Below are 14,084 nucleotides of genomic sequence, written 5' to 3' on the forward strand. Positions count from 1 at the left end.
TATCATGCCAATTTGTCAACGCAATTCACACCCGCAGCGTATCGTACTTCCCTAACTGAATGGCATCTTACTAGCAGAAGAGCGCACCATTAATGCGCTAATTCTCTCTTCCAAGCCGCTATAGCGCTGCGTTGGCGTTTTCACCGCTCGGCAGAGAATACGGACATCGGTATAAAGTGACAAACGCTGGCGTGCACGCGTGATGGCGGTATACACCAGTTCCCGCGTCAGCACCGGTAAATAGTGGTTCGGCAGCACCAGCGCCGTATGATCGAACTCCGATCCCTGCGATTTATGCACCGTCATCGCATAGGCCGTGTCATGCGGCGGCAGACGGCTTGGCGTAACGTCTTTGGTTTCGCCATTCGGCAAGGGGAAAAATACGCGCAGCTCCCCGCTTTCCCCTATCATGGCGATACCGATGTCACCATTGAACAGACCCAATGCGGCATCGTTACGTTCAATCATGACCGGTCGGCCGGGATACCAGCGGTTAAGCGGATTACGACTGCGTTGAATCAGCCCAGCCTGATGCAAAGCCTGCTCGATGCGCTGATTCAGCCCTGCAACGCCAAACGGCCCTTCACGCAACGCGCACAGCTGGCGATAGCGCTGGAAAGCAAGCAGAACAGCGTCCGGCGTGGCTCCCGCCGCCACAAGCTGTAGATAATCACGATACCCTTCGACACACTGTGCCAGCATGGCCTGATACTCTTCAGCCGCGGTTAACGGGCTACAGGTAATATCGGCAAACTCGCCGTTTAACACAGCACGCACACGAGCGTCATCACCGCCGTTCACCGCCAGCGCCAGTTGGCCAATACCGGAATGCGGATCGAAACGGTAGCTCCGGCGTAACAGACAGATACTGTCACCAACCGTCGTCTGTCCTTCAGGACCACGTTCATCCAGCTTACAACCCGTCAGCCGCTGCAATTGCTGCGCCCGCGCATGGCTATAGCCAGCTTCGGCAAAACGACAGATGTCACCTAACACCGCGCCCGCCTCGACGGACGCCAGTTGATCGCGGTCGCCCAGAAAGATAATTCTGGCGTGTGGTGGAAGCGCGGCGATCACATTCGCCATCATCGGCAGATCGACCATCGACGCCTCATCCACAATCAGCACATCCAAATGCAGCGGGTTGTCCTGATGGTGACGCAGACGATGGCTGTCCGTCACCGCCCCCAAAAGACGATGCAGCGTTGTCGCTTCCTGCGGAAACGCTTCCCGTAACCGAGGATCCACCGCCAGACGGTGCAGGGCCTGCCCCAGCGACTCCGTGAGCCGCGCAGCCGCTTTCCCAGTCGGCGCAGCCAGTTGAATACGTAACGTCTCTCCCGTATTCAGCTCAATCAACGCCGCTAACAACTTAGCCACCGTCGTGGTTTTCCCCGTTCCCGGCCCGCCGGAAATCACCGCAATGCGGCGCGTCAAGGCGACAGCCGCGGCCACCTTCTGCCAGTTAATCTCTTCGTCCGTGTCAGGAAACAGCCGATCCAAAACCGCCCGAATTGCAGGTTCATCGACGGGGATCGTATCGCGCTCGCTGGCGATAAACTGCGCCACGCGGCCTTCACTCTGCCAGCTGCGCTGTAAATACAGCTTTTCTCCTTGCAGCACCAGCGGCGTCGGCTTGCTGCCGTCGCTGACGGCATCGGACGCCAGTAAACGCTGCTGCCATGCGGCAACTGTGCTTAGTCCTGTCTCCGCAAGTAGATGTTGCGCCAGTTCAGGCTCGCGGCCGTCAAACAGCGTCTGCGCCTGCAAGTTCTCCAGCGGTAAACACACATGCCCCGCCCCCGAGTGCGCACTCAGGCAGGCGGCAGCCAACAGCAGATCGGGCTGCGTCTCATCCGCCAGCATTCTGGCGAACTGAACATCCAGCGGGCGCAGCAACCGCCGCGCCAGTGCCGTTTCAAGTAACGCAATCATGAGGGAATTCCTGTATCAGCATCGTCAAGCGTCTTTCCCTTGAAGAGCGCATCCAGCCCGAAAACAAATTCAGTAGAGGGACGACAAGCAAAAATGCCATTGCCGGGATGCGACGCTTCAACGCCGCGTAAAAACAGATAAAAAACCCCACCAAAATGGCGCTCATAGTCATAATCCGCAATGCGATGACGCAGATAGCGGTGCAAAGCCAACGTGTAGAGCTGATATTGCAAGTCGTAGCGGTGTTCAGCCATCGACTGCATCATGGCCGTTTGGGTGTACGCGCTGGCATCAGGGCCGAGCCAGTTGGACTTATAGTCCAGCAGGTAATAGCGCCCTTCCCAGCGGAACACCAGATCGATAAACCCTTTCAGCATGCCTTTCACCTGCTGAAAAGAGAGCGCTGGACACCGCGCGGATAGCGGATCGTGATGCTTTGCCAACCGATCGAGCTGCGCCGCCTGTATTGGCGCATCAATCGGTATATAGAACTGTAATTCGGCCTGCTTATCGGCGTTATCCAGCGCCGATAGCGCGATCCCTTGCTCATTAAGCGGCGTATGCAAAAGCGTATCCATCCACGCCTTTAACACTGGGTTCCAATGCGCTTCAAATCCCTGTAGCTGCAGTTGCTCAGCTAGCCAGTCATCCTCAACGGGCTGAGTAAAATCCAGCGTTTCAAACAGGCTATGCAAAAACGTTCCCGGACTCGCACCGCGCGGGAACGTATGCGGTGTCAGTTGGGTTTCATCCGCTTCTTGACGCTCACCTATCGCTTCGATATCCAGACGCGGCACCAGATCCTGTGCGCTTGCAGAACCCTGCTGCTGAAGCCCCGAATAGCTGGTTACTCGCCAGCCGTCGCGCAGTTGGCGTTCAATGTGACGAGCCCGCAACTCTGCCAATTCTGGTCTATCCGGCTGCCAGCGCTGTTCTTCCGTTGCCTGTAGCGGTGTTAATGCGACACCATCGCCAACCATGCCTTCCAGCTCGCTGACTAACGTGGCAGCCTCGGCTTCTTTACCCCGTTGGAGTAAATAGCCCAGCGCGCTCTGGTGCATATCGCTGCTGCCGTCTTTCTTACGCGACCGCTGAACCGGCGCGACGCCCACGCTACAGTGGTAGATAGAACGGGTCAGCGCGACATACAGCAAACGCAAATCTTCCGCCAGCCGCTCTTCTTCCGCTAGCGCCTGGCTTTCTTCATTATTTTGCAGATCCAACACGGCATGATAGTTCTCTCGATCGTGATAAATTCCCTGATCCTGCACGCGGAAGTTACTGATGAAAGGCAGCCACACCAGCGGATACTCGAGCCCTTTCGATTTGTGGATCGTCACGATCTGCACCAGGTGACGATCGCTTTCCAAACGTAGCTGCTGGTTCTCTGCCTGCGGATTAGGTTGGACGATCTGCTGTGATAGCCAGCGCACCAGCGCATGTTCGCTATCAAGCGTTGCGGAGGCATCCTGCAACAATTCACCGATGTGCAAAATATCGGTAATCCGGCGTTCGCCCTCAGCACTCGCCAGCAGGTTCTCCGCCAGTTGATGTTGACTCATCAACGCCCGCAACATCGGCAGCACGCCGCGCTGACGCCACAGAGCACGGTAGCCCGCAAATTCATCCACCAGCGCATCCCATGCGGCTTCGCTTTGCCCTAAGGCATCAACCTGTTCGGCATCCAACCCCATCAAGGCCGTCGCCATGGCGCTGCGTAACGTGCGCTCTTGCTCGGGTGCCAGCACCGCCTGCAACAGCCACAACATATCGCTGGCTTCTGGCGTACTGAATACGCTGTCTCGATTGGACAGATACACCGAGGGAATGGATAAACGGCTCAGCGCGTCACGAATCAGCGAGGCTTCACGTCGGCTACGCACCAGCACGCTCATGTCAGATGCCCTGACCAAACGGCGAGAATCGTCGGTGATCAGCCAAGCTTCGCTACGCTGGCTGGCCGCCAGCCAATCACGAATCTGCGCCGCACACTGGCGCGCCATCCGCTGCTGATAATCTCCTATGCCAATCGGTTCCGAACCCGTTAGCCAGAATTGCAGCGCAGGCTGCGGCTGTCCCGCAACCTCAAACACCAAACCGCGCTTAGATTCAGCCGGCTTGACTGGCAGAAAAGGGATATTTTGGAAAATAAAAGGATTCTCCAGACGTTCAAACAAGCGGTTAACGCCGCGTACCATCTGGTGCGACGAGCGCCAGTTCGTGCCCAGCGTATAGTGTGCGGCCACTTCTCCGCGTGCGTGCATATAGGTAAAAATATCCGCACCGCGAAACGCATAAATAGCCTGCTTAGGGTCACCGATCAGCAGCAGCCCACACTGCGACTGCCCGACGTACAGCGTTCGGAAAATACGGTACTGTTGGGGGTCGGTATCCTGAAACTCATCGATCATCGCCACCGGATAGCGTTCGCGAATGGCGCTGGCAAGCTGTTCCCCACCCGGCTGCTGCAACGCAACATCCAGACGGCTCAGCAGATCGTCAAATCCCAGTTCTGCACGCTGTCGTTTTTCCTCACGCACTGAATCCCGGATCGCCGACAGCGCACGGACAATGACTAAATCACGCAGCGACAGCGGCGCTTCAAGTAGCCGTTCGGTCTCCTCAAAGAGGGCATGAACAGGCGGCTCGCCTTTCTTCGTTTTCTCGATTAGCGTTTGCTGGGCAAATCTCACCAGATCTTTCGGCAGTTGATAATCCAGCGTCGGCTGCTCTGCCCACAGCATAACTTTCTGTAGCCAGTTGGGAAGATGCTTACTACTGTAGCTGCGTTTATCAACGCCAGAAGCCACGATCAGCGATTCCAGATCCACGGCTGACGCCAGCCAGCGTTGTTTGTATGCATCGATCGTCGCTACGATCTTCTCATGTCGACTCAGTAGCGTTTCATCTTCTTGTGGCGGCAAGCGAAACGCAGGGGGTTCACCGTGCAGATAAGGCGCCAGATCGGCCAGCAGGTTTTCCGGCCCTTTCCACTCCAGACCGATAATGCGTGCGACCTCGACTGGCAGCGGGTAGCAATAACGACGCCAGAAATCAGCGCAGGCCTGACGGCGCAGCGGCTGTTCATCTTCTATCAGCACCTGTTCGAAAAGCACGCCGGATTCAAACGCATTGGTACTGAGCATACGCTGGCAGAAGCCGTGGATCGTGTAGATCGCCGCTTCGTCCATTTGGCGTTCAGCCGCCAGCAATACGTCGGCCGCATCGCGGTGGTCCGAAATCTCCGCCAGCAGTTGCGCTAGCGAAGCATCCTTAGGCTTCTCTGCTTCTTCACCCTGCGCGCTTTTACGCAGGCAGGCGATGCGCAACGCGTGAATTCTGGCACGAATACGCTCCCGCAATTCTTCGGTCGCAGCCTCCGTAAAGGTCACAACCAGAATTTCCTCGACCAGTAGTGGACGTGGATACGCGGCTTGCTTCCCCAGCCCCAATAGCAGGCGCAGGTAAAGCGCAGCCAGCGTATAGGTTTTCCCCGTTCCGGCCGACGCCTCAATCAGCCGCTCTCCGAGGAGCGGCAACGTCATAACGTCTAATGATTGCGGCGCGGCATTTTTCATTCTGCTGGAACCTTACCGACCACTGTCGATGCTGCTGGCGCAGGGATCATCGTAGGTGCTTTCTCACGCGGTAACGTTTTCTGCAATGAAGACGCATCCGCGTAGGTGTGCCATCCTTTCGGTGCGGCATAGTCGGCTTTACCATGATGACTACCGGAAACCTGCGACAGAATAGCCAGGCCTTCAGGCTTCAGCGCCTTCTGGAAGAAATCTGCCAGTTGCGCCACCGTCAGCGGTTTGATTTGTTCGAGCAGTTTCTCGCGCGAATCAAAAGCAAAGTTTTCCTGATCCAGATCGCGACGCAGTCGGCTAGCCTCTTCACCTAAGGTTTGCGGACGCTGGTTAAGTTCATTCATCACGCCCTGCTTATACTGCGTGAACTCTTCTTCACTCATTTCACGCAGTCGTTTTTGCGCTTTCAGGTAAAAATCTTCATAGCGCTGATACAGATAAGCAGGCTGTTTGCTGTTGCTTTGCAGCAGGAAGGCAATGCCCATCTGTCGGCCGACCGTCGTCGGGAAGGCAAACACCGCATAACCCAGTTGCTCTTCCGTTCTCAGTTGGCTATAGAACCAAGGCTGAACGATCTGCCCCAGCACCGAGCTATACGCCATGCTTTCCGTTTCCGAATAACCCGTCGGTACATACACCGCCGCTAACGCAGAATCCGTGCTGCTGCCCGAGCGCTGTAGATTAGCAAGCTGCGGCTTACTGACTTTGACATCATCGCTGCGCGACAGATTGTCGCCACTGGCCTTCAGATGCGTTTTCAGCGTGTTCGCCAGCTCGGTGACTTTCTCTGGTGCCAGATTGCCGACAACCAGCATTTCCGGCGTGGCTTTTTGCAGCAGGTCTTTGCGGTAGTTAACCACATCCTGTAAACGGATATCCTTCAGCAGGTTACGACGTTCTGCGCGCTCAAAGTAAGGCAATTGCGATATCGCCTGAACCGGCTGTAACGCCTGTTCAAAGGCTTTTGATTTCTCTACCGCATCCAACTGCTGTATGTACCAGGATTTCGCCTGCTCCAACTGTGCTTCCGTCGAGGTAAAGGAGGCGTAGCCATCCGCCAACGTCAGCAGCAACTGTGGCAAATGCTGGGTATAGCCATTGGCGCTAATCACCAGACCATCATTGCTGCGAGTGGAGAAACTGATGCCACCGATCGAAGCCTGATAGCTGAGTTCATCCAGCGCCAGACCTGCCAGATAATCGTTTAACGCAAACAGCACCTGATTACGGGCGGTACTGCGCGCTTCCTGATTACGCAGGAACAGCGTGATTTCCGCTTTCGGTTCATCGGCAAAGTAGTGGCTTGGCATATACAGCACGCGCAGCCCTGGCTGATTCAGCAGGAGCGTCGGTTTGGTCATCGCCTTATCGGCTTTGATCAGGGAGAAATCATCCGGGATATAGGGATTGATCGTCGGCAACGACAGTGACATTTTCTGCCCCAGCGTTTTCCATTTTGCGAATGTTGCTGACGGGATTTTATTCATCTCGTACGGCGCATCGACAAAGTAGGCCACTTTATTATGCGGCTCATTCGGGCTGATGACCCAGACGCGCGCGTTCTGCGGCGTCATCTCGTCCAGTCGTGCAGCGATAGCCTTCGGATCGTAGCGATCGGCGACATACTGGGCATCAAGCGTATGTTCGACCGGCACGAGCAGCATGGTATCCACCAACCATTCGATGTAGTCCATATCACGGCTGATGGACGGATAGCGGAAATCCAGATCCAGGACATGCGCGATCTCATCAAAATAGCGCTGCTGAATCCCTTCTGTGCGGATTTGTTGCAGGTAACGGAATATTGCAGCGATCACTTCATCACGCTGTGCCAGACCTTTATCGGTCAGCGAGGCTGAAATAGCAAACATGCCGCCGTTACGGTCGATGATCGGCGAAGAACCTGCCCCGATAGACTCAACCAGCCCTTCCTTTTGCAACCAGTCAGAGAGCGTATTCTGGCTGCGGTTGCCGATCAGATAGCTAATATAGGTATCCGTCTTGCTGCGAAACGCCTGGCTAATATCGCTGACACGAAACTCAATGCGCAGCTGTTTTCTAGGCTGAGCAGGAACATAGTGAATCATTACGCCGCGCTGCTTTTCCGTCGCCACAGGAACGGTAACCGCAGGAACGCTGGCGTTGTGATTGGGAATGCGCCCGAATGTGTCGACCGCCAGTTTCGCCAGTTCAGGCAGAGGTTGATTGCTGTAAATCACCCCTTTCATCAGGTTGGCTGAGTAGTATTTCTGATAGAACTTCACCAGCTCATCATGCAGTTTACTGCCGGGTTTATCGCTCAGGGTTTCAAGATTGCCCCCCGAAAAACGCGCGCTCGGGTGCGCCGGGTTCAGCGTTTCCGCCCCCACCTGCGCCATGCGGTGACCGTCGCGCGAACGCGCCATCGTTAATTCCGCATTGACCGCATTACGCTCACGATCGGCATTCACCGGATCGAGCAGCGGCTCCGCAATTGCATCCGCCATCCGATCGACGGCGGGCCGCAGTGCATCATTTTCCACTTCCAGATAAAACGCTGTGCGGTAAGACGCCGTGCTGGCATTGTGGCTACCGCCATGCTTTTTCAAAAATTCAGACAGCGCCTCTGGCTCTGGATAACGTTTCGATCCCATCAGCACCATATGTTCGAGGTAATGCGCTAATCCCAGTTGATTATTGGGATCGTCCAGCGAGCCAATAGGCAGCGCCAGTGATGCCAGCGATTTGGGTGCCTGCGGATCGGAAACCAGCAGAACGGTCATTCCATTATCCAGTTTGATCGCCTGATAGTGCCGCGGATCTTTTTCGCTTTTTCGAATCGTCTGAGCCAGAGGCTGCCAGCCCGTCTCAGCCCAACTCGCCGGAAGCCAGAATGTGAATAAAAGAAACCACCCGGTAATCCAGACCCACTGTTTACGCATGCAATTCTCCAACCTCATATCCATCACTTTTCACGTTGCAGTGCGTTATCTTCTCGCACCTCGAAATCGACTCGGGCATTACCCAAAACAAACTCATCACGCCAGATTAGAGCGGAACGGTGGCAGTAGCCAGATTTGCGCCGCTTCAATCACCTCATTCATTCGCTTTTCATCCAACTCACGAATAATGCGTTGCAGGTAATAATCCTCACCTTCACCCCGCATTCCCATGTTGCCCTGCCAGGCTTGCAGTAACCGGGTGCGCGCTTTGTTCTGCGCGTCCTCATCCGCCCGCAGGCTATCACTTTCACGATCATAACATTCAGCCAGCCAGGCGCTCCCTGCTTTATTTAGCAATAACAGCGGCTTGCTCATTCCCTGACGATATCCATCCAGCATGACGGCCAAATGTTCTCTGGCCTGCGCTTCCGACAAGGCAGCAAAGCGCCACGCCGTGTCTTCCCGCCCATACAGCCGGCTTTCACCCTGTCCGCCCGTTGCGCAGTAGGCCAGATGTTCCAACCACAGCGTAATGCCATCCTTCATCGAAAGTGTGCCCGGACGCCAGCGCAGCAAACCATCCGGCTGAACCTGATTCAGCCAGCCCCTGACGCGCACGCCGTCGAGGAGGATATCCACTTCCCGACTCACCGACAGCGAAGGCGTTAATTCATCGCGTACACGCGCAGCCAACTGCGCCATCTCCTGCTGCTGTTCCTGCCAGTAAATTTCGCCGAACGCGCCATAGGGCAGTTCACCCGCCGCTCTGGCACGGCGATACAGTTTTTCCGTATCGCCTTCATTAATCAAGGTATTAAGCAACTCGCTATTCAACTGATAGCGGTTAAGGCTATCAACCACAAAGGGTTCTTCATCCAACAGCTCATCGCTGTGCAGCATAAAACTCACGCCAAGCCGCAGTTGAAAAAAGGCTCGCACAGGATGACGATAAAAACGCTTCAGATCGTCCAGACTAACATCCCTATCACTCGCTCTTTCGGACAAGGCTTCACGATCGAAATCAGGCTGCGCTTCCCCTTTTTGGTTCGCCGCAGCCAGCCACTCTGCCGCAAAGCTCAACGGCTGCGGTGAAGGCAGGAAGTTATTCGCATCAAAAGGCATCCGGCTATGTTCGCGGCAAAGGTGCTTCACCACGCGCTCCGCGCTGCTATCGATATCCAGCGCTTCATCACCCGGCAGGACGTAACTTTGTGCAATGTATTCCGTCAGTTCGCTGACCAATACGGAAGGATAGCGACGCGTATTATCCTGGATCGAGCGCCCGATATAGCTGATATAGAGTTTGTGCTGTGCCGACAGAAGCGCCTCAAGAAACAGATAGCGGTCATCATCACGTCGGCTACGATCGCCGCGCTTGATTTTCCGCCCCATCAGATCGAACCCGAGTGGCGGCAGCGTTCGAGGATAAACGCCGTCATTCATACCCAACAAACACACGACCTTGAACGGGATGGAACGCATGGGCATCAGCGTACAAAAGTTGATCGAACCGGCCAGGAAACGCTGGCTGAGCCGCTCCTGATCGAGACGCCGCGACAGTTCATCACGTAACCGGGAGATCGGCACCTGTTGCGGATAATGCGCCATCGTGCCCATACCAATCACGTACTGCCACTGTTTTTCTACCAATGCCAGCGCCGCTTCAGTCTCGCTGTCAGCATCAAAGAAGGTTTCGATCAGCTCTCGACACAGCGGTAACCAGTCAACAAGCACACGTGGCTGAGACAGACGCTGACGCCAGTGATGGATATGCATCAGCAGTTCGGCCAGTTGACCAGCCAGTTCGGCAATCAGGCCGCTGGATTCATCGTAAGGCAATACGCCCTGCCAGTCGCCGACCTGGCTGTCCATCGCATAGCCCAGCAGCATTCTCGTCAGGCCAAAACGCCATGTATGTTGCCCCGTTGGCGGTAGCATCAGATCGCGCACGTTGTCGTCATCCAATCCCCAGCGCACACCTGATTCCACTACCCACAGGCGCAGACGACGTAGCCCTTCTTCCTGAATACCGAAACGCGCAGCCAGCGCGGGCACTTCAAGCAATGCCAGAACCTGTTCTGCCGTAAAACGGCTCGTCGGTAAATCCAGCAGGCTGATTACCGCCTGCAATGCGGGATGCGCATGTCGCGCACGCTGATCGGAGATGGCAAAAGGCAGGTAACGGTTGTCCGGTGCGTTACCAAATACCGCCTGAATAAACGGCGTATAGCTGTCGATATCCGCCATCATCACAATGACGTCGCGCGGCATCAGCTCAGGATCGTCAGCCATCATAGCCAGCAGCCGATCGTGAAGCACTTCAACCTCACGCTGCGGGCTATGGCAGGCGTGAAAATCGATCGAACGATCGTCGAGTGCCAGCAGGCGTTTTTGCATGCTGGTGTTCTGCGTTTCGTGGCTGACGGCAACCACCGCGTGGTCTTCCAGCTCAAGAATGTCGCGCTGCAAGGTTTGCAGCAGATTTTCACCATCCAACTCAACAAAGGCGTCGATTTCCTGCACGCTATCCAACTCAGCCAGCAGATAAAGGTTATCGCGCCCCAGCTTGCCCCACGATGCCAGCAAGGGGTTATTAATCGACTGTTTACCGTCGTCGTTGAACAACGTTTCTGCCTGTGAGGGATCGCGAAAGAGCGGGCGGGTTTCATCAGGCTGTTCACCATCAAAGCGGTGTAGGCGACGGTGGCGGGCTTTTAGCTTCGCCAGAAATTTATAGTCCTGAATGTCACTCCAGTAATGGCGGCAGGGATTGGTAAATAGCAGATGCACGTCAATATGCTGCGCCAGCGCGTTCAACGCCTGTAAATAAATAGGGGGTAACGCCGAAATACCGCAGATAAAAACGCGTGGCGGCAGGCCTTTCGGGCACGCTTTTGCCTGTTCTAGCGCAGTAATAAAGCGTTGATACAAAATCGCATGGTGCCATTCGGGCTGCGCCAGTTCGCGAGTGTAGTCAACCAACGCACGCCACAGCGCCGATTGCCACAGCTGGTTGCCACCGAGATCGTCAACCTGTTTCCCTTCTTGCCATGCCTTGATCCACTCAGGGCGATAAATCAGATATTGATCGAAAAGATCCGCTACGCGTCCGGCAAGCTGATGCAGCTTGCGCTGGTTATCGTCATCCTGCAAATAGTGGTTAAGGGCCGCAAAATCAGGCTGTGCCAACAAATCGGGCAGCAAATGCATGAGCTTCCACGTCATCGCATCCTTGCTGAAAGCGCTTTCTTTTGGAATATCCGGCAGCACATGGCGACACATATTCCACAAAAAAACACCGGGCAGCGGGAATTGAATATTGGCAGCAATGCCGAAGTGTCCAGCCAGTTCAATTTGCAGCCACTGCGCCATCCCCGGGCTTTGCACCAAAATCACTTCCTGCTGGAAGGGATCTGCAAGCGGCTGACGTTTTATCAGCTCAACCATCAGTCTTTTCAAGATATCCAACTGATTGGAGTGATAGATTCTAAACATTCTGGCTCCTGCTCGCCGCGGCTTACGATTGATCATTCATATACCCGTCATACTTCAAACTGCATGTGCGTTGGCTTCCCTTACTCACCCCAGTCACTTACTGGTGTAAGCTCCCGGGAATTCGTGCGGTTGCCGCCTGCCTGCAACTCGAATTATTTAGGGTATAGTTTACCCAAGTATGCCTACCCAACAGGCGATGACAGGCAAAACCAACGGTTTAGTGTAGCCTGATAGCGACGTGGCGTCATGACTCTTGCCGTTACCTGACGGCATTCTGGGCCCTGTAACTGCTCTGACACGCTAAACTGCCAGTTTTTGCTAAGAGATTCTTCATGACCAAGCGCGAACGGATCATACGACACACCCGCTTCATAGGCTTCCAGTTGCTGCATAGCGAACCGCCACGCCTGACGCTGCTGCAACTGGTGTTGAAATGATTGCTGCAAGATCTGGTGATATTGCAGTAACCCCATCAGCGACACGGCGAACAGCAGCGCCGCAACCAGCGTCTCCGGCAGGCTGAAACCAGATTGACGACTCCTGAGCCTGTTGTTCATTGCGCTACTCCGTTGCATCACAGCGTGCGACATCTTTATCCGGGCAAAAGTCTAACCAGCCGTTACCCAATGGTTGAATCGCAATCTGGCCCGACGACAGTGCCGAAAAGGACACGCGTTGGTACAACGTCAACGGCAGCGCTGAAGCAGGAAGAGTTCCTTCGCCACGCAGTAATCCTTGCTCCCCATCCGAGGCCGCACGCAGGCACACTACGAGCTGTTCTGCCGACAGCCGCTGGCACTGCCAGTTTTCCGTTAGCGCGCTCCAACGCTGCCCTCTTCCCCAATTCAGCGAGGACAATGCCTGATTGAACGCTTGCAGATAGTGCCGTTCATCGTTACCCACCTGAATGGCAGCATCAAGCTGGCGTTGCAAACCGGACATCAACAGCAGGCCGATAATGGCGATGAGCAGCACCATAGCCAGCGTTCCACTCCCCTCCTGATGTCCTTTTTTCATTGGTTACGACCAAGAATAAGGCGAGTGATATGCTGCCGAACGGCAGGACGTTTGGCCCAATAACCGGCCAGTTGTAATTCATACAACGCCGCATTGTTTTTCGCAGACAGACGCTGTAACCGGAACACCGTGAGTACCACCTCCTGCGGATCAAACAGCTTCTCCCACCTGTCGCCCTGACAGTTATGCGCTCCACTCTGAATTTCCAACGACCGACCGCGCAGACGATAGCCAAAAGATTCCGCATCCTGCTGCTCCCCACCATCCCAAGCCCCGTTTCGGTTAAGATCGTAGGAGACATTCAGACAGCTGTTTTCTGCCTCTCCTGGATAATTCCCCAGGCTGATCGCCTTTCCCTGACAGGTTCCCACACAAAAACCAGCCCGACGGATGTCTTTCTCAATTCCCATGGCGACCTGACTGAAGAGCTGCTCCAGACGGAAAAGCTGTGCGCTGTCCTGACTTTGACTACGCAGCAGAGGGTATAGCTGTGCCGCCGACAGCATAATCAGGCTACCTAAACTCAGTGCTAACAGGATTTCCGGCAGAGTGAAGCCCCGCTGCTTACACTTCGGCTTTGGTTGCCTCAATTTTGTTCGTGTCAACACGAGCGGTTTCAGCATAGGGGAATCGCCAAGACAACCTGCGCCTCGCTGCACAGACGCATGCGCCCTCTCACCGAGATGATGAGGCGTAACTGACCCGCAGAATTCGACAGCGAGATGTGCCCAGCCTGTGCCGCGTTACGCAAGCCAAAGAACGTAAAAACGTTGCTTGTGAACTTTGCCAACACCACATCCTGCGTGCGGCGAACGAACTGTCCCGGATGGTTCTCACGGCACGAATCCTCTGCCTGCTTTTCATTCTGCCCTGCCACCATGCACCATAATTCTCCCTGCGATATGAGCTTCGCTGTGCGGGTTTCGTTATGCCAGTAGGCATTCGCCTGAACCCGACTTAAAAAGTCCAGCAGTTGCTGCGCACTCTGCTCCAGACGGATTGCCTGCTGATACTGAATCCAGCCATGCAAACCGCCGCCCGCCATTAGCGCCACAATCGTCAGCACCACCAATAATTCAAGCAAGGTAAACCCTCGCCGTTGTCGATTACCTGTTTTCATGGCGTC

Annotated in this window: 8 protein-coding genes; all 8 read right to left on the minus strand. The window is 55.2% G+C overall.

Annotated features, from left to right (window positions below; all coding sequences use genetic code 11):
• Nucleotides 1-51: 51 nt before the first annotated feature.
• Nucleotides 52-1,935: an exodeoxyribonuclease V subunit alpha gene (gene recD / locus DMB82_RS15820; RefSeq protein WP_116163968.1), complete on the minus strand. Its 1,884-nt coding sequence runs from the start codon at nt 1,933-1,935 to the stop codon at nt 52-54.
• Nucleotides 1,932-5,513, minus strand: a complete 3,582-nt coding sequence (recB, locus tag DMB82_RS15825; RefSeq protein WP_116163970.1) for an exodeoxyribonuclease V subunit beta — start codon at nt 5,511-5,513, stop codon at nt 1,932-1,934. Before recB ends, recD begins: the two co-directional genes overlap by 4 nt.
• Nucleotides 5,510-8,446 (minus strand): pitrilysin, encoded by a 2,937-nt coding sequence (ptrA, locus tag DMB82_RS15830; RefSeq protein ID WP_116163972.1) that lies wholly within the window; start codon nt 8,444-8,446, stop codon nt 5,510-5,512. Before ptrA ends, recB begins: the two co-directional genes overlap by 4 nt.
• A 96-nt stretch (nt 8,447-8,542) precedes the next feature.
• On the minus strand, nt 8,543-11,941 hold the full coding sequence (gene recC, locus DMB82_RS15835) for an exodeoxyribonuclease V subunit gamma (protein ID WP_116163974.1): 3,399 nt from the start codon (nt 11,939-11,941) through the stop codon (nt 8,543-8,545).
• 182 nt (nt 11,942-12,123) lie between these two features.
• Nucleotides 12,124-12,516, minus strand: a complete 393-nt coding sequence (locus tag DMB82_RS15840; RefSeq protein WP_116163976.1) for a prepilin-type N-terminal cleavage/methylation domain-containing protein — start codon at nt 12,514-12,516, stop codon at nt 12,124-12,126.
• Nucleotides 12,503-12,958 carry a YgdB family protein gene (locus tag DMB82_RS15845; protein ID WP_228400003.1) on the minus strand — a complete coding sequence of 152 codons (456 nt, stop codon included), beginning with the start codon at nt 12,956-12,958 and terminating at the stop codon, nt 12,503-12,505. The genes DMB82_RS15840 and DMB82_RS15845 overlap by 14 nt, the downstream gene beginning before the upstream one ends.
• Nucleotides 12,955-13,581 carry a prepilin peptidase-dependent protein gene (locus DMB82_RS15850; RefSeq protein ID WP_116163980.1) on the minus strand — a complete coding sequence of 209 codons (627 nt, stop codon included), beginning with the start codon at nt 13,579-13,581 and terminating at the stop codon, nt 12,955-12,957. The genes DMB82_RS15845 and DMB82_RS15850 overlap by 4 nt, the downstream gene beginning before the upstream one ends.
• Nucleotides 13,575-14,078 (minus strand): prepilin peptidase-dependent protein, encoded by a 504-nt coding sequence (locus DMB82_RS15855; RefSeq protein ID WP_116163982.1) that lies wholly within the window; start codon nt 14,076-14,078, stop codon nt 13,575-13,577. Before DMB82_RS15855 ends, DMB82_RS15850 begins: the two co-directional genes overlap by 7 nt.
• Nucleotides 14,079-14,084 lie beyond the last annotated feature (6 nt).

This window comes from Pectobacterium aquaticum (assembly GCF_003382565.3).
Classification (GTDB): domain Bacteria; phylum Pseudomonadota; class Gammaproteobacteria; order Enterobacterales; family Enterobacteriaceae; genus Pectobacterium; species Pectobacterium aquaticum.

What these genes read in the sequence shown, in the direction of transcription:
- recD (WP_116163968.1), bottom strand. Translation starts at nt 1,935, where the DNA reads ATGATTGCGTTACTTGAAACGGCACTGGCGCGGCGGTTGCTGCGCCCG.
- recB (WP_116163970.1), bottom strand. Translation starts at nt 5,513, where the DNA reads ATGAAAAATGCCGCGCCGCAATCATTAGACGTTATGACGTTGCCGCTC.
- ptrA (WP_116163972.1), bottom strand. Translation starts at nt 8,446, where the DNA reads ATGCGTAAACAGTGGGTCTGGATTACCGGGTGGTTTCTTTTATTCACA.
- recC (WP_116163974.1), bottom strand. Translation starts at nt 11,941, where the DNA reads ATGTTTAGAATCTATCACTCCAATCAGTTGGATATCTTGAAAAGACTG.
- DMB82_RS15840 (WP_116163976.1), bottom strand. Translation starts at nt 12,516, where the DNA reads ATGCAACGGAGTAGCGCAATGAACAACAGGCTCAGGAGTCGTCAATCT.
- DMB82_RS15845 (WP_228400003.1), bottom strand. Translation starts at nt 12,958, where the DNA reads ATGAAAAAAGGACATCAGGAGGGGAGTGGAACGCTGGCTATGGTGCTG.
- DMB82_RS15850 (WP_116163980.1), bottom strand. Translation starts at nt 13,581, where the DNA reads ATGCTGAAACCGCTCGTGTTGACACGAACAAAATTGAGGCAACCAAAG.
- DMB82_RS15855 (WP_116163982.1), bottom strand. Translation starts at nt 14,078, where the DNA reads ATGAAAACAGGTAATCGACAACGGCGAGGGTTTACCTTGCTTGAATTA.